The organism is Treponema bryantii, from assembly GCF_036492245.1.
Lineage (GTDB): Bacteria > Spirochaetota > Spirochaetia > Treponematales > Treponemataceae > Treponema_D > Treponema_D bryantii_C.
This window is the reverse complement of sequence record NZ_AP025286.1, coordinates 1570655-1586186: the sequence shown is the minus strand read 5'-3', so window position 1 is coordinate 1586186 and position 15532 is coordinate 1570655. Positions and strand designations below refer to the sequence as shown.

Below are 15532 nucleotides of genomic sequence, written 5' to 3'. Positions count from 1 at the left end.
CCCCTATTTCTTAGGCCAGTATTCGTCAATCAATGATGACTTCAAGCCGGTTTCTTCCGGATCAAAGCATTCAGCCAGAATCTTCCAGCCGAGGTCGAGTGCATCTTCCAGAGAAATGTTCTTTGAAAGATCCATCATACCGTCTTCGAACTTCTTTCCATATGTAAGAAGTTTTTCATCCCACTTACTCATATTGAAACCCATAGATTTCTTTTCGAGTGTATCTTTGTAGTTTGAATAAAGACGAATCATACCATCCATAAGAGCACGGTGGTCTGAACGAGTACTTCCATTTACGTTCTGCTTCAAACGAGAAAGAGAACCGAACGGCTCGATACGTCCACCCTTGAGGTAGTACTGACCTTCTGTGATGTATCCTGTGTTATCTGGAACCGGGTGAGTAACGTCGTCACCAGGCATTGTTGTAACTGCAAGAATTGTTACAGAACCGGCACTATCAAAGTCTACGGCTTTTTCGTAGCGGGCAGCCAGCTGTGAATACAAGTCTCCAGGATAACCACGGTTAGAAGGAACCTGCTCTTGTGTAATGGCAATTTCCTTCATTGAGTCTGCAAAGTTTGTCATATCTGTAAGAAGAACCAGAACGTCCTTGCCCTTAAGAGCAAACTGCTCTGCAACTGCAAGCGACAAATCAGGAATCTTCTGACATTCTACTGTAGGGTCAGCGGCTGTATGCATGAACATTACTGTCTTGCTCAAAGCGCCACCGTCTTCCAGTGTCTTTTTGAAGTAAAGGTAGTCATCATACTTCAAGCCCATACCACCGAGAACGATTACATCAACTTCGGCCTGCATGGCAATGCGTGCAAGCAGCTGGTTGTAAGGTTCACCAGAGATAGAGAAGATTGGAAGCTTCTGAGAAACTACCAGTGTATTGAACATATCAATCATCGGAATACCGGTACGAATCATACGGCGAGCCATGATACGTTTTGAAGGGTTTACAGAAGGTCCTCCGATTGTTACGAGGCAGTCTGTAAGAGCCGGTCCGTTATCACGTGGCTGGGCAGATCCGTTAAAGATACGTCCAAGCAAATCATCAGAGAAAGAAACCTCCATCTGATGTCCAAGGAATTTGATGTGGTCTCCGGTAGAAATACCGCGTCCGCCGGCAAATACCTGGAGGGATACTACATCACCTTCAATTTTATTAACTTCGGCAAGAGACTTACCAAAGCGTGTTTCAATTTCGGCAAGCTCACCGTATGCAACATTGTCTGCCTTTACAGTGATAACGCTTCCGACGATGGATTCAATCTTACTATAAACTTTGTTCATAATTATTCACCATCCTTAAGCATTGCTTTAACTTCGTCGCGAACCTTGCCGTTGGCAGAAGCAAAGTGTGCATCCACATCCTTTTCTGCCTTCTTGAACTTATCACTCTTCCAGAGAGAATAGTTCCAGTCGATAAACTTCTGACGCATCTGGTTGAAGAAGTTACGAGCAGCATCCTTATCTGCAAGCTCGAAATCAGAACCAAGAACCTTGAGAACCTTTGCGAAAGTGTACTGCTGGCGTTCAACACTTACAGCAGCATCAATTTCATCGAAAGAGTTCTGCTGCATATAAACAGCATCAAGGAATTCGCTCTTGAGGTATTCGATGTAGTCTTCGGTTGTTGTACCTTCCTCACCTACTACCTTCATCATCTGGTTTACTTCTACACCGCTAAGGAATACCTTGCGTGCATAAGCAACCCAGTCTTCGCGGATAACTGATTTATATTTTGACCAGGAAATAATAGGGTCAATTGCAGGATATTTACGTGCATCTGAACGTTCGCGTGAAAGTCCGTGGAAGGCACCTACTACTTTCAAAGTTGCCTGAGTTACAGGCTCTTCAAAGTTACCACCGGCAGGAGAAACTGTACCACCAATTGTTACAGATCCGATGTTGCCGTCGCGGAGGCGTACGATACCTGCACGCTCGTAGAAGGCTGCAATGTAAGATTCGAGGTAAGCAGGGAAAGCCTCTTCTCCAGGAATCTCTTCCAGACGACCAGACATTTCTCGGAGAGCCTGTGCCCAGCGAGAGGTTGAATCTGCAAGGAGCAATACGTGCAAGCCCATCTGGCGGTAATATTCAGCAAGTGTAACAGATGTATAAACCGAAGCTTCGCGGGAAGCAACCGGCATAGAAGATGTGTTACAGATGATGATTGTTCGTTCCATCAAAGAACGGCCTGTACGAGGGTCTTTAAGTTCTGGGAACTCTTTAATTGTTTCTACAACTTCACCGGCACGTTCACCGCAGGCAGCGATGATTACGATATCAACGTCGGCGTTACGTGAGGTTGTATGCTGAAGTACAGTTTTACCTGCACCGAAAGGTCCAGGGATACAATATGTACCACCCTTAGATACTGGATAGAAGGTATCGATAAGACGAACCTGAGTTACCATTGGCTCGCTTGGAGCAAGACGTTCTGCATAGCAGTCTACGGCACGTTTTACCGGCCACTTGAAAGCCATCTTAAGTTTATGGTCTTTTCCCTTTTCGTCAGTTACAACGGCAACTACATCTTCAATTGTGTACTGACCAGGCTTTGTAACCTTCTTTACTGTGTACATGCCAAGTAAATCAAAAGGAACAAGAATCTTATGTGTAAAAGGTCCTTCTGGAACAGAACCGATTGGATCTCCACGAAGAACCTTGTCTCCAGGTTTTACAGTTGGAGTCCATTCCCATTTTTTATCACGTGGAAGTGAATCTACATAAACACCACGCTCTAGGAAGAAGCCTGCTTTTTCTGCAACCAGAGGAAGCGGGTTCTGAAGTCCATCAAAAGTCTGACCGAGCAATCCAGGGCCAAGTTCTGCACAAAGAAGGTCGCCGATTAAGTCTACTTTATCACCGGCTTTAATTCCCTGTGTCATTTCGAAAATCTGCATCTGAGCCTTGTTACCGCGGATACGGATAACTTCGCCTCGGAGCTTCTTTCCGTCTACATTAACGTAGCCTACTTCATTCATAGAAACAGAGCCTTCGAATTCAATCGTGACCATGTTTCCATTGATGCCGACTACTTTTGCTTTAGTAGTATTTGCCATTATTTATCTCCATCCAAAATCGTATCGTATATCTTATGATAAGATGTTTTTCCGTTTTCAACCTCGAACTTGCGCATTCGCTCTATAAGCATAAGACGGAGGCCGTAGGCATACACCGCATCAATTGAAAAAGCATCCAGAGGACGCAAATCATCGAGCAGACGTAACCTGTACTCATAAAGAAACTGCTCTGCACTCAAAGGGCTGTCCATTCCAACTGCGGTACGTGCTGCAGAAATAATATCTGCTGTACATCCAGGTGGGAGCGGTACGCTGTCTTTTTTGAGTTTCTGTGCACGAATCTGAGCGAGTGCACAACGCAGGTTTCTTTCTTTTTCATACCAAACATCCAGAAAGGCAGAGCCTGTGGAGGTAAGTTCCATTGGAGGAACTAAAGAAAGGCCTTCAAGCACGGCTTTTTCTTCTTCGGAAATAAAGCGTGAAGCAACTTCACGGAACTGCTCTGTATTCATAGGCAGTGCTGATTTTCCTTCAGAAGGTGAGATATTTGGTAACTGTGAAACCAAATAATAATAAGCCACTACTCTGCGTCCTCTGCAGCAACCTTCATAAGAGCTGCAACTTTTGGATTAAGGTAAGCGGCAAACATTTCGGCAAGGCTTTCTGCTGAATAGTCATAGAAGGCTGCACCATTCTTAACACCGATTCTGAATCCGGCGGTAAGTGTCTTATCCGGCTTAATCTCAAGTCCTTTTTTGATTTCTGCTTTGAGGGCTGTTTTAAGAGAAGATTCAAGAGCCTTCAAATCTTTTTCGCTAAGAAGAACTGACAGTTCTGAAGCGTCTGAGTTCTTTGCCCAGGCTTTAACTGTTTCTGGAACAAGTTTTCCCAGAACATCTTTTGAAAGAGCTTTTTCTGTACCAGTCTGAATAAGACCGTCAAGCTCGCCTATCAGAGCATCCTTAAATGAAAGAAGCATGTTGCGTCCAGCCTGTACGATAGCTTCTTCGCTTGCTTTCTCCATTTTTTTTGTCTCTGATTGTGCACTTTTTATAATCTCAGCAGCTTTTGACTGCGCGTCTGCGATTATTGCTTCTGCCTTCTTCTCCGAATTTGCAATTATTTTTGCAGCATCCTTTTCTGCAGCAGCAACGCCGTCCTTCTTGATTTTATCAATCAGTTCTTGCAATTGTACATCCATCAAAGTACCTCACTTATAACAATGTCCAGAATAATATAATAATTATACCCCATATACCGCGTTTTTCAATTAAAAAGTGTGGTATTGGGGTAGAATTTTTGTGTAGAGAAGATTAATTTATGTTTAATAAATTAAACCTTTAAACCAATATATCAGATTATTTATTTATTGTAAAGGAATAAATAGTCTTAGCCTTCATCTTCTGGCCTGGTTCAAGGATACAGCTTGGGAATGAAGCCTGGTTTGGTGTATCTGGGAAACACTGTGTTTCAAGACAGAATGCATCATGTCTGTCATAAACACGACCGTTCTTTCCAATGACTCCCTTTATGTAATTTCCAGTATAGAACTGACAGCCTTCCATATTAGTAAATACTGTCATTTCATGTCCTGTTGTTGGTTCTTTTACAGTACAGAATTCAACAAGATCCTTGTCATCAAGAGGAAGTCCGCAGTGTGGATTTTCAGGATCGTAAAGTTCTGTTACATAGCAGTGATCATAACCTACTCCAACATTCTTAATATCCTTTCCAATCTTCTTTTCCTTTGTAAAATCAAAAGGAGTTCCCTTAACATCCAGAAGTTTTCCAGTTGGAATAAGTTTTGCATTAACTTCAAGACGCTTGTCAGAATTCATCTGAACTGTATGATCACCGATGTTTCCGTTACCTGCAAGATTGAAATATGCATGGTTAGTAATATTGATTGGAGTAGCCTTATCTGTTTCTGCATTATAAAGACATGTAAGGTTATTATGCTCATCAAGAAGATAAGTAATTGTAAGCTTTAAGTTTCCTGGAAACCCCTGCTCTCCATCTGGAGATTCACGTGTAAAACGAACACCGCAAAGTTTTCCGTCATCAATTACTTTGCCCTTCCACATCATTTTATTATAGCTGTCGAAACCGCCATGAAGACAGTTTGGACCATCATTCTTATCAAGTGAATATTTTTTTCCGTCGAGTGCAAACTCAGCTTTACCAATACGGTTAGCAAAACGTCCTACAATTGCACCAAAGAATACTGTTCCGTTTATATATCCTTCGAGAGTTGAATGTCCCAGAACAACGTCTGTCTTTTTTCCATTACCATCATTTAATACAATGCTTGTAATTGTACAGCCGTAATCTGTGCACGAAAAAGACATGTTTCCGTTTTTTACTGTAAAAAGATTTACCTTTGTTCCATCACAAAGCATTCCGAATTTTGATTTAGTTACTTTCATTGCGGGTTTAAACTCCTTATGTATATCACAATTTTATTATAACATATCTATTATAAACTGAACTTCTGAAGCAGGACAAGATAATTCTTCTGCAATATCATCAACCTGCATTCCCTGATGAAACAGCTTCTCAACCTTATCCTTTAACGGACGGTTTGATTTTGTAGCACTCTCCGGCATTTCATCATAAACCTTTGTTACTATAAGCGGCACTTCTTTATAAGCAGCCCCATCTTTTGTCACAACAGTTTCATCTTTTAGGATTGATTTTTCTTCCGGTTCATCAAAAAGAGAACCTTGTCTTACAGGTGCTTTTTCTGTAACGCGGAATGAAGCATCTGGATCAATAAACTGATTTCTTTTTTCTTTCTGACCAACCGGTGTAATTTCTGAAAATCTTTCATTTTCAACAAAGACTGTTTTTCCATTTCTTTTTCCAGAAATCTTTTCTGCCTCTGCTATTACATTCCGGAGCAGCTGAGTTGCCTCGCGGAAATTATCCATCTTTTTATCAGCTTCGTTTAAAAGTGCGCGGAGCCTTCTTGAAGATTCATTTATCAATTCAATGTCTCTGTTTGCATTATTGTTTACATCAATAATGACACGGTTCATCTGATTTTTTGTTTTATCAATAATTGCATCTGTAGAAAAAAGTTTTTTAAATCTTACGAGAATAATAATCATCAGAATTAAACTTACTAATGCAATGAAAAGAGCTATATATGCGGCCATAATTTCCTCGTTTTACCTTGTGATATCTATAATCGTTCCAAGATATGAACGGTCGCTTTTTGGAGGGCGAACTTCCTGAGTATCATCCTGTTCAATTTCATCAGAGTTTTTTCTCTTCTGATTTTTACCACCGTAAGCACCAGAGGAATTTGAACCATTTTGATTTACACTGTTTGTATCTGATTTTTCATTTGAAGTCTGCTGAACTTTTGCAGCATTTTCCATACTTCTCTGAATATTTCCCTGCTGCTGCATAGCTTCCGTTAACTGAGCCTGCTGTGCACCCGCCATTGTTTTTGAGACATTAGAAAGTTGTGTGTACATTGTCTGAAGGTCAATCGGCTGAATACCCATCCGGCTGCTCCTCTGCTAATGATGGCGGCTCATAAGGTCCTCGTTTACTGAAGGCCTTATCATAATAGAAGGTAACTCCCTTTGTATCAATTTTAACTTCATCAAGAACATCACGGATATAAATCTTAACTCCGGCATAAACATCGCCCTCAACCTTAACTTTTCCAACAGCCTTAAGGTCGCGAAGGTGTTCCTGAATCTTGTTGATTTCATCTGTCATCTTCTCAAGCTCTTCGCTTATCTGTTCACAGCGTTCTTTGAGAGTCTTGAGTTTTTCTTCTTTTTCCTGTGGAAGCTTTTTACGAAGCTTCTTCTGCTGTTCGAGAGTCTGTATATCGAGGTCGCAGTTTTCGTATTCCTTTGTAGCCTTAGCCTGCATATTCTGCAGTTCTTCAAGACGCTTTTTAGCGCGTGGATCAACACCAACTTCGAGAATTGTTTCTGTACCACCACCAGGAGAACCAACCTTTCGCGCACAGATTTCCTCGGTAGCCATAAGATGTCCACCAATAATCTGTGCCTTCTTTCCGCGAAGTACGATATTCTTCATGGCAGTTACGCTTGAGTTTACGATAGAGTCATTTACGATAACATTCTCTTCAACTTCAACGGTTGTATCATTGATAAACTTAGCCCAGAGTGATTTACCGGCTTTGATATAACCTTCGCCTTTTCCAAATACACCCTGACGGACAATAATATTTCCAGTAGCTTCAAGACGAGATTTGTCGACGATTCCGCCAACTTCAATATTGGTAGCTTCAACCTTGTAGCCTTCCTGTACGTTTCCTTTGATGACAACAGTTCCGACAAATTTAACATCACCGGTTTTAACATTAACTGCGTCGAGGTATTTAACAGGCTCTACGGTTACCTTTCCGTTTACAAGCATAACTTCACCATCAATCTCGGCTTTAATTGTTACGCCGTCGCGGTCAAGTTTAACATTGGCGCCAAGCTGAATCTGAATATCTTTTCCATTCTTTGCTTCGAGGTAGCGGCCGAACAATGTCTTACCGCCCTTACCTCTTTCTGCAGGAATCTTCTGTGCAAGCGGCTGATCTGCAATAACATTCTGAATATTGTTAAGCTTCTTGTAGTCAACCTTTCCTTCTTCATCAACCTGAGCCTTAAGTTTTTTAGGGTCAGTTTCAAAGTTATAGGAAATGTATGCGTCATGACCATCAACAGGTTCAATTGCAGCGGCGACTTCATAAGGATTATTATAAACAGGATTGTCAACGAACTCGCGGATTTTGTCTTCTTCAATACAAGCTTCTACAACACCCTGCTGAAGGATGGCTCTCTTAATCATATCAAATGAAGCTTCACTTCCACTCATTGAAGGAGGTGAAACAACAATAGAGCCTTTCATTTCATCTTTAGTAACTTCAACACCAATTACAACGTCACCGGCAGGAACATGTTTAAATGCACCGACAATTACGTAATCATTATCAGTTCCGTTTTTAACGCTCTTTTTTACAAGCTCTTCATCAAAACTGATTGTGTCTGGACGTTTGATTTCATCAAGAACATCTTTGAGTTCAATTGGAAGTCCTTCTCCAACAGGAAGAAGAACTTTAAGCATGATATCTGATTTGAAATGACGGATATAATAAAGCCCGTCGCGATTAATAACCTTTGCTTCTTCTCCTTCTTCATCAAGATCAAACAGACCTTCAGAAGCAAGACGTGTCTGCTTTTTAACGGTTTCTGGATCCTGGTAAACCATAATTTTCCATGGCTTTTTTCCAAGACCTAAAATACCGTCACTGCCTTTTTCTACAACTTCGTAATGTAAATTGGAAAGTTTGGTATCCAGCTGGACAACTGCATCAGCAAGTGCTTCATCGATAGTATCTGCATTAACTTCAACGAAATGCAGATTTTTATCTACCTGAAGAAGCGTATTCATATCTTCACGAAGTTTAGCCAGCGTTACCATTTTTAAATTTATCCCTAAATAATTCCTTTTCTGAGGTTTGTAAGTTTTGCACGAAGTCTTAAGTTAGCTTTTGTATGGAGCTGAGAAATTCGAGATTCACTTACTTCAAGAACTTCACCAATTTCTTTAAAGGTAAGGTCTTCATGGTAGTACAATACAATTACCATTTTTTCTTTTTCCGGCAATTCACTGATAGCCTGTGCGATTACCTTTTTGATTTCTTCACGCTCAGCAATTACATCCGGATTAAGGCTTGAAGGAGATTCAATATTGTTTCCGATTGACATATTGTCATTGTCGTCTCCGGCATACCATACATCATTAAGCGAAAGTACACTTGTACCAGAAACCTTCATTACTGTTCTGTGATATTCGTCCTCACTCATATTGAGAGAGCCGGCAATTTCAGAATCAGTTGCTGTACGACCAAGACGAGATTCAAGAGAAACAATAGCATCTTCAATTTCGCGTGACTTCTGACGCACTGAACGAGGAACCCAGTCTATCTGACGGAGTTCATCAAAGATTGCACCACGGATACGTGTAACTGCGTAAGTCTTAAACTTTACTCCCTTAGCAGGATCATATTTATTTATTGCATCAAGAAGGCCGAACTGTCCGTAACCAACAAGATCATCAAACTCTACCGAAGCAGGAAGTCCAACTGCAACTTTACCTGCAACATATTTTACAAGAGGCATATACTGCCGTATAAATTTGTCTCTGAGAGCTGGTGATTTGGTCTTTTTGAATTCTTCCCAAAGATCATCTTCTTCTTTTTCATCATTAATTGGCATTTATACTCTTCCTCTTTTTATGAATTTTCATCTGATAGCACGGAGCTGATTGCCTTTGCCATAAGCGCTGCATCCTGAACTTCTGCGGGACCACTATTTTTTTTTGATGACCCCAAAGATACAAATTCTGAATCAGAGTCTGAATCTTCATCTGATGCAGAACCGGAGCTTTCAGAAAACACAAAGTTTTCCATATCTGGCAAGGTATCTATTCCACCCTCTTCATTACTATTTCTGTTTGAAGAAGGAGCAGGACTCGAGTTTTCAACAGGAGCACTGCCTGCCGCAGGTTCTTCTGAAGTTGTAACGGCAACAGCTTCTGCCGGAATGACAGCTTCTTTGCCTGAAAAATTCTTTACAGTTTCAAAATTCCTTAATGGAACAAACCCCTGTGCAGAATTCTGATCTTCAGCATCCCCACTGTTTGAGTTTCGAACATCTGAATCATTAAGCATCTGATGATTATCACCGACAACAAAATGATTATCGCTCTCACTCGGTGCTAACTCTTCATCCTGAATCGTTATATCAACGTTATTTCCCAAGGCAGAGCCGCCTACAGGAACTGATGAAGAACCAGCAGAATAGTCACTCTGATAATCACCATCTGTACCATCTGAAAGGAACTTACTATATATAAAGGAAATTCCCAATCCAAGCAGGCCGAAGATTACGGCAAAAATCAGTGCTTTTAATAAAACGGATAAAATCGAAGAATGGGAAAAAAGACCAGATACGAAGGACAAAATAAATCCGCACCCTGCAAACAGTCCGATATATTTTGCGCCTCGCATTTTTCCTCCCAATTACAATTACCCATAAATATTATACACCACTAGAGTGTATATGTCAAAAATTGCTGCCAATTTTTTAACAGCGATTTTTGAACGTTTTTAAATTAGCGTTTTTTACTAAGGAACTTCTTAAGGAAGCTTGAAACTCCCTCATTAAATTCCGGCTCAGTTTTTTCAATTCGTCCAACAATATGTTTTAAGTATACAGCCGGTTTTGATGTAGGATTTACAACAATAAATGGCTTTTGTCTGATTACCGAAGCCTGTACAAGAGGATCTTCAGGAATACAGCCAAGATACTCAATCTTATAACCAAGGAACTGACCTACGATTGTAATGATTCGTTCTGAAATACGTTTACCTTCGTCCGGTGAGTGAACACGGTTTACAATAAGCTTGATATTTACAGTACGGTCAACAATTTCTGTAGTTATGATTTTGATGATTCCATAAGCATCTGTAATTGCAGTAGGTTCCGGAGTTGTTACTACAAAAACCTCATCAGCAGCAGCAACAAACTGAAGAACGTTATTTGCAATTCCCGCACCTGTATCTATGATGATGATATCTGCATTTCCAAGGGTTGCAAACTGATTTGCAAAGTACTCGAGTTCTTCAACACTAAGGTTAGCAATTTTTGAGAATCCGTTGGCTCCGGCAATAAACTTAATACCGAACTCAGTATCCATGATAATCTCTTTCATTGTCTTCTTTTTATTGATGACATGCATAAGATTATACTGAGGCACTATGTTCAGAAGAACATTTACGTTTGCCATTCCAAGGTCACCATCAATAAGGATTACCTTTTTACCCAGCTGAGCATAGGCAATTGCCATATTAACGGCAAAGTTTGTTTTTCCAACTCCGCCCTTTCCACTGGTGATGGCAATTATTCGGGTATTATGATCTCTTTTTGCAGCACTGCCTTTTCCAGAATCTGAAGCATTTGAGTTACCATCATTAAATAATTCACTTAAACCTTCTGCCTGTTCTTCCATATTTATGCCTGTCCTCCAAACTTATCTTCTATATGTATTCTATCAATCTTGAAATTTTCAAGTTTTGTCAGAAAATCAACAACATTCGCTTTTGTAATATCTCTTGAGGCAACCTGCCCGTGAGTTATATATGAAACAGCTTTATGCTTATCATACATTACACTGATAACATTTCCAAACTGTTCAGATTCATCACACTTTGTAACGATTACAGATTTATATCCGAACGGTTCGTAGTTCTGCATTATATTCTGAAGATCCCTTGTTTTTGTTCCTGCCATTAAAGCAAGATAGATATCAGGATTCATTCCAGGTACTTCAAGCAACATTTTCATCTGTGCAATATGAGTTGCATCATTCGGACTGAATCCTGAAGTATCAATAAAGATTGCATCCATATTTGCACGGTTATCATCATAAAGAGTTTTTAAGTCTTCTGTGTGCTCAGCTTTATAAACGTGGGAATCCATATGTTTACCCCAGCGTTCAAGCTGTTCCATAGCACCAACTCTCATTGTATCTGTTGTAATAAAACAGATTGCAGGTCTCTGTCCGTTGTGTTCTGCGGCAAAGGCTTTTACAAACTGAGCAGCAAGTTTTACAAGAGTTGTTGTTTTTCCAACTCCAGTTGGTCCTACAATTATAAATACATGTGGCGGACGGAAAGCTGTTTCTTTTGCAATTGTAATTGATTCTCCAATCCAGTCTACGACACGTCTTTCTACGAGTTCAAAATTATCAAGCTGTTCAAGAGAGAAATCATTTCTGATTTTTTCTTCTATCATGTTGATATAAGAAAGAGAGAATTCATTCTGCTCAAGCATTTCTTCAATTTTCTTTATCGATTCATGCTTATCTTGAGAAGCGGCTGACATCTGCTGCATCTGCTTAAGCTGGCTTGTGATGTCATTTTTGAATTCTTCGAGTGTTCTGGTAACCATTACATTTGTTACGTTTCCTGCCTGCTGCAAAATTGCCTCGCGGTTACGGGCAAGCTGTTCCTCTTCTGAATAAGATTCATTAAAAGATTTCTGATGAGGAACTACATAACTTACAATTGTAACTGGCTTTTTCTTCAGATAAAAAAATCCGCCAGGTCTAAAATCTACAACCTTGTTTGTAATTCTGAAATTTTTACCATATAAATTAAACAGTTTTTCCTTACATTCCTCAAAGGTACTTCCGGTTATTTTCTGTTCAATTTCATCTTCATATGCCATTTCTATCTCTTTCCTTTTTTACACGTTTTCGTCATCAGCAATTTCATCAATAATTTCCAGAGAAACTCCGGTACCAGCTGCATATACTTCCATATCTGATATTACTGCAATTCCAGGCATTTCTTTTTCAAGGGAAGAACGCACAAGCTGACGGACAGCAGCAACAGAAATAATTATTGGCTGATATCCAAGCTGACTTACTTTTGCAAGTGAATCACTTACTGCCTGTACCCAGCGCCTTCGATCTACAGGATCCAGCGCAACATAAGGTTTAGAACCATCAGAAGGATAATATGCATGTTCAGCAATCAACTCAGACAGTTCCTGTGACAGTCTCATTACATGCAGTTTTTTATTGTCATCTGCATACTGCATACAAATCTGCAAACCTAAGGCTTCACGAACTTTCTGTGTTAAATCCCAGATATTATTCTGTGTAACCTGTGCATAGTTTGCCATTGTTTCAAGAATACGCACATAATTTCTGATAGAAACTTTTTCTTCAAGAAGATTCTGCAGAACTTTTTCTATTATGCCGTACGGAATCTTTGCAGTGTCCAGAACTTCAGAAACAAGAACTGGATTATTCTTCTTAACTGTATCCAGAATAACTGAAACTGCCTGACGGTCAAGAAGCTCTGCAGCATGATTTCTGATAATCTCTGTTATATGTGTAGAAATAATTGTCGGTGGGTCAACAATTACATAACCTGCACTTTCTGCTTCGCCTCTTCTATCTTCCGGAAGCCAGATTGCATCCATACCGAATGCCGGATCCTTTGTCTTTTCTCCATCAAGTGGTTCAGTAACTGAACCTGTATCAAGACACATTACATAACCAACGCGTACAGAAGAATGTCCGGCTTCAATACCGGCAATCTTAAAGCTGTAATCGTTTGGCTCAAGTGTCATGTTATCCTGAATATGAATTTTAGGAATATCGAGACCTATGTCATGACGCGCTTCTACACGAATACGCGAAATTCGTTCAAGAAGTTCAGCACCTTTTTCCTGATCAACAAGAGGAATAAGTGCATAACCAAGTTCGAGCGAAAGCGGATCAAGCATAACAATAGGCTCTTCTTTTGATGCAGTCTGTTTTGAATCCTTCTGTGCTTTTTCCTGTTTCTGTGCGAGTTCCTGTCTCTGTTTATCACGAGTCATTCTGTAACCGATGAAAATTGAAAGTGCTCCGACAGGAAGAAGAAGCATCTGAGTTCCACCTCGTAATGCAATACCTGCAACGATGAGAACTGCACCAACAATTTCGTAAATATGTCCGTCTCCGGTGAACTCTGTTTTGAGCTGCTGATCCAGAGACTCATCTGACTTAGTACCAGTAACAAGTAAACCTGTTGCAAAAGAAATAATCAATGAAGGAAGCTGTGAAGTAAGACCATCACCAATTGTCAGTGTTGAATAAGTATTCAAAGCATCTGTCAACGGCATACGGTTCATTATCATTCCGACAAGGAATCCACCAATCAGATTTATTACTGTGATGAATACTCCGGCCTTAACATTTCCACTTACGAACTTAGAAGAACCGTCCATGTTTGAATAGAAGTCTATATCACGTCTAACAGAAGCTTTAAGTTCTTCGGCCTGCTCTTCTGTGATAGCCCCCTGGTTGAAACGGTTATCAATATCAAAAAGTTTCTGATTCATTGAGTCCAAAGAGAATCGGGCTGCAACTTCTGAAACGCGTCCGGCACCTTTAGTAACTACAAGAATCTGTACAACAATCAGAATGATAAAGATTACAAATCCAACTACAAGATTGTTTCCAGCAACAATTCTGGCAAAAGACTTTACCATGTCACTCTGATTTGCAAGGGTTCCTCCCTGCATTTTACCAGTAAGGATAAGTCTTGTAGAAGAAATATTTATTCCCAAACTGAACAGAGTTTGAAAAAGAATTACCCGAGGGAATGTCTGAAAGTCTGAAGGACGAGGTGTTCTTACGACAACAAGAAGAATAACAATTGCCAGCATAAGATTTAAAATCATACTGAGGTCAATTATCATTTTTGGAATTGGAACAAATAAGAGGAATACAGCTAAAACAACTGCAACCGGTACAATATTACCGGATATAAATTTGAGAATTGTCCCTCTACTTTCGTTTGCCATTAAGTCCCCACCCAAGCAATCTACTATTTATAATTCTTATACTTATCTAAATGTGCATAAATTGTTGCAAGAATTTTAAAATATTCTTCAGGTATTATATCACCAACTTCCAGATTTGTATACAATTCTCGTGCCAAAGGACGATTTTCTACAACTGGAACCGAGTTCTGTTCTGCAATACGGCGGATTGTAAGCGCGTTTTCATCCTCACCTTTTGCATTAACCATTGGAGAATTTGCAACTGTCTGATCAAATTTTAATGCAACTGCAAAGTGTGTCGGGTTTGCAATTACAACGTCTGATTCACTAACTGCTTTACGTATATTCTGCGAAAGCAATTGTCGCTGCATCTGCTGAAGTTTACTCTTAACTTCAGGATCTCCTTCCATTTCTTTATATTCTTCCTTTACTTCCTGCTTTGTCATTTTCATTTCTTCCATGAAGTCATGACGCTGTACAAAGTAATCTGGAATTGAAAGAATCAAAAATAATACGGCAACGGTGATTAGAATCTGAGCAGCCATTCTTGCAACCTGTCCAAGCGCACCAGCAACATCACCATTATCAATTATATCAATCAGAACGAACAGATCTTTTTTGATATATAAATATGCAACAAAGATGATTATACCAACTTTCAGAAATGACTTTGCAACATTAAAAAGTCCTTTCATTGAAAAGATTGTTTTCTTAAGATATTCACCAATCTTTGGTACAATTTTAGAAAACTTTGGCTCTATCGGTTTAAGCGAAAATATAAAACCTCTGGTTTGTACAATATTTGCCATTACTGCCGATACGGCACTTATAAGACCGACAGGAAGTACACACTTTATAAACACATTAAAAAACGCCGGTAAAAAAGTCGGATTTTTTACATCATATGTGGAGCATTGTGTAAAATAAAATTTGAATATTGTTACGATTTCATTAAAAAGCCATTTTGAAAGAAAAATGATTGTAACGACACAAAGCAGTAAAACCAGTGCACCACTAATTTCCTGGCTTTTTGCTACACGTCCTTCTTTGCGGGCTTTTTCAAGTTTGTATTCGGAAGGTTGTTCGGTACGGCCTTCATCTTCTGCTGCCATA

Annotated in this window: 14 protein-coding genes; all 14 read right to left on the bottom strand. The window is 39.8% G+C overall.

Annotation, left to right across the window (positions count from 1 at the left end):
• Positions 1-3: 3 nt before the first annotated feature.
• The 14 genes from AABJ44_RS06985 to flhB all read right to left on the bottom strand — a co-directional run bounded on the left by AABJ44_RS06985 (position 4) and on the right by flhB (position 15531).
• Positions 4-1299: a V-type ATP synthase subunit B gene (locus AABJ44_RS06985; protein WP_074645241.1), complete on the bottom strand. Its 1296-nt coding sequence runs from the start codon at positions 1297-1299 to the stop codon at positions 4-6.
• Positions 1300-1301: 2 nt separating this feature from the next.
• Positions 1302-3074 carry a V-type ATP synthase subunit A gene (locus AABJ44_RS06980; protein WP_338371157.1) on the bottom strand — a complete coding sequence of 591 codons (1773 nt, stop codon included), beginning with the start codon at positions 3072-3074 and terminating at the stop codon, positions 1302-1304.
• Positions 3074-3616, bottom strand: coding sequence for a DUF2764 family protein (locus AABJ44_RS06975; protein WP_074645238.1), 543 nt, complete (start codon positions 3614-3616; stop codon positions 3074-3076). Before AABJ44_RS06975 ends, AABJ44_RS06980 begins: the two co-directional genes overlap by 1 nt.
• Positions 3616-4236: a V-type ATP synthase subunit E gene (locus AABJ44_RS06970; RefSeq protein WP_074645237.1), complete on the bottom strand. Its 621-nt coding sequence runs from the start codon at positions 4234-4236 to the stop codon at positions 3616-3618. The genes AABJ44_RS06975 and AABJ44_RS06970 overlap by 1 nt, the downstream gene beginning before the upstream one ends.
• Positions 4237-4393: 157 nt before the next feature.
• Positions 4394-5461: an aldose epimerase family protein gene (locus AABJ44_RS06965; RefSeq protein ID WP_338371156.1), complete on the bottom strand. Its 1068-nt coding sequence runs from the start codon at positions 5459-5461 to the stop codon at positions 4394-4396.
• A 36-nt stretch (positions 5462-5497) separates the two neighbouring features.
• Complete coding sequence (locus AABJ44_RS06960; RefSeq protein WP_338371155.1) at positions 5498-6193, bottom strand: hypothetical protein; 696 nt, start codon at positions 6191-6193, stop codon at positions 5498-5500.
• Between the two features lie 12 nt (positions 6194-6205).
• The gene (locus AABJ44_RS06955; protein WP_074645231.1) at positions 6206-6547 is read right to left on the bottom strand and encodes a hypothetical protein; all 342 of its coding nucleotides are present in this window, start codon (positions 6545-6547) and stop codon (positions 6206-6208) included.
• On the bottom strand, positions 6528-8495 hold the full coding sequence (locus AABJ44_RS06950) for a FapA family protein (RefSeq protein ID WP_074645229.1): 1968 nt from the start codon (positions 8493-8495) through the stop codon (positions 6528-6530). Before AABJ44_RS06950 ends, AABJ44_RS06955 begins: the two co-directional genes overlap by 20 nt.
• Before the next feature lie 14 nt (positions 8496-8509).
• On the bottom strand, positions 8510-9292 hold the full coding sequence (gene whiG / locus AABJ44_RS06945; RefSeq protein WP_074930550.1) for an RNA polymerase sigma factor WhiG: 783 nt from the start codon (positions 9290-9292) through the stop codon (positions 8510-8512).
• A gap of 17 nt (positions 9293-9309) precedes the next feature.
• Positions 9310-10086, bottom strand: coding sequence for a hypothetical protein (locus AABJ44_RS06940; RefSeq protein WP_338371153.1), 777 nt, complete (start codon positions 10084-10086; stop codon positions 9310-9312).
• A 104-nt stretch (positions 10087-10190) separates the two neighbouring features.
• A complete protein-coding gene (locus tag AABJ44_RS06935) occupies positions 10191-11087 on the bottom strand; it encodes a MinD/ParA family protein (protein ID WP_074645224.1) in 897 nt (298 codons plus the stop codon).
• A gap of 2 nt (positions 11088-11089) precedes the next feature.
• Complete coding sequence (locus AABJ44_RS06930) at positions 11090-12307, bottom strand: flagellar biosynthesis protein FlhF (RefSeq protein WP_338371152.1); 1218 nt, start codon at positions 12305-12307, stop codon at positions 11090-11092.
• Between the two features lie 18 nt (positions 12308-12325).
• Positions 12326-14440, bottom strand: coding sequence for a flagellar biosynthesis protein FlhA (locus AABJ44_RS06925; RefSeq protein WP_338371151.1), 2115 nt, complete (start codon positions 14438-14440; stop codon positions 12326-12328).
• 23 nt (positions 14441-14463) lie between these two features.
• Complete coding sequence (gene flhB, locus AABJ44_RS06920) at positions 14464-15531, bottom strand: flagellar biosynthesis protein FlhB (protein WP_338371150.1); 1068 nt, start codon at positions 15529-15531, stop codon at positions 14464-14466.
• Between the last annotated feature and the right edge of the window lies 1 nt (position 15532).

Excerpts from the sequence above, each read along its gene's own strand:
- AABJ44_RS06965 (WP_338371156.1), bottom strand. The coding sequence starts at position 5,461 with ATGAAAGTAACTAAATCAAAATTCGGAATGCTTTGTGATGGAACAAAG.
- whiG (WP_074930550.1), bottom strand. The coding sequence starts at position 9,292 with ATGCCAATTAATGATGAAAAAGAAGAAGATGATCTTTGGGAAGAATTC.
- AABJ44_RS06925 (WP_338371151.1), bottom strand. The coding sequence starts at position 14,440 with ATGGCAAACGAAAGTAGAGGGACAATTCTCAAATTTATATCCGGTAAT.
- AABJ44_RS06985 (WP_074645241.1), bottom strand. The coding sequence starts at position 1,299 with ATGAACAAAGTTTATAGTAAGATTGAATCCATCGTCGGAAGCGTTATC.
- flhB (WP_338371150.1), bottom strand. The coding sequence starts at position 15,531 with ATGGCAGCAGAAGATGAAGGCCGTACCGAACAACCTTCCGAATACAAA.
- AABJ44_RS06955 (WP_074645231.1), bottom strand. The coding sequence starts at position 6,547 with ATGGGTATTCAGCCGATTGACCTTCAGACAATGTACACACAACTTTCT.
- AABJ44_RS06930 (WP_338371152.1), bottom strand. The coding sequence starts at position 12,307 with ATGGCATATGAAGATGAAATTGAACAGAAAATAACCGGAAGTACCTTT.
- AABJ44_RS06970 (WP_074645237.1), bottom strand. The coding sequence starts at position 4,236 with ATGGATGTACAATTGCAAGAACTGATTGATAAAATCAAGAAGGACGGC.
- AABJ44_RS06940 (WP_338371153.1), bottom strand. The coding sequence starts at position 10,086 with ATGCGAGGCGCAAAATATATCGGACTGTTTGCAGGGTGCGGATTTATT.
- AABJ44_RS06960 (WP_338371155.1), bottom strand. The coding sequence starts at position 6,193 with ATGGCCGCATATATAGCTCTTTTCATTGCATTAGTAAGTTTAATTCTG.
- AABJ44_RS06950 (WP_074645229.1), bottom strand. The coding sequence starts at position 8,495 with ATGGTAACGCTGGCTAAACTTCGTGAAGATATGAATACGCTTCTTCAG.
- AABJ44_RS06935 (WP_074645224.1), bottom strand. The coding sequence starts at position 11,087 with ATGGAAGAACAGGCAGAAGGTTTAAGTGAATTATTTAATGATGGTAAC.
- AABJ44_RS06980 (WP_338371157.1), bottom strand. The coding sequence starts at position 3,074 with ATGGCAAATACTACTAAAGCAAAAGTAGTCGGCATCAATGGAAACATG.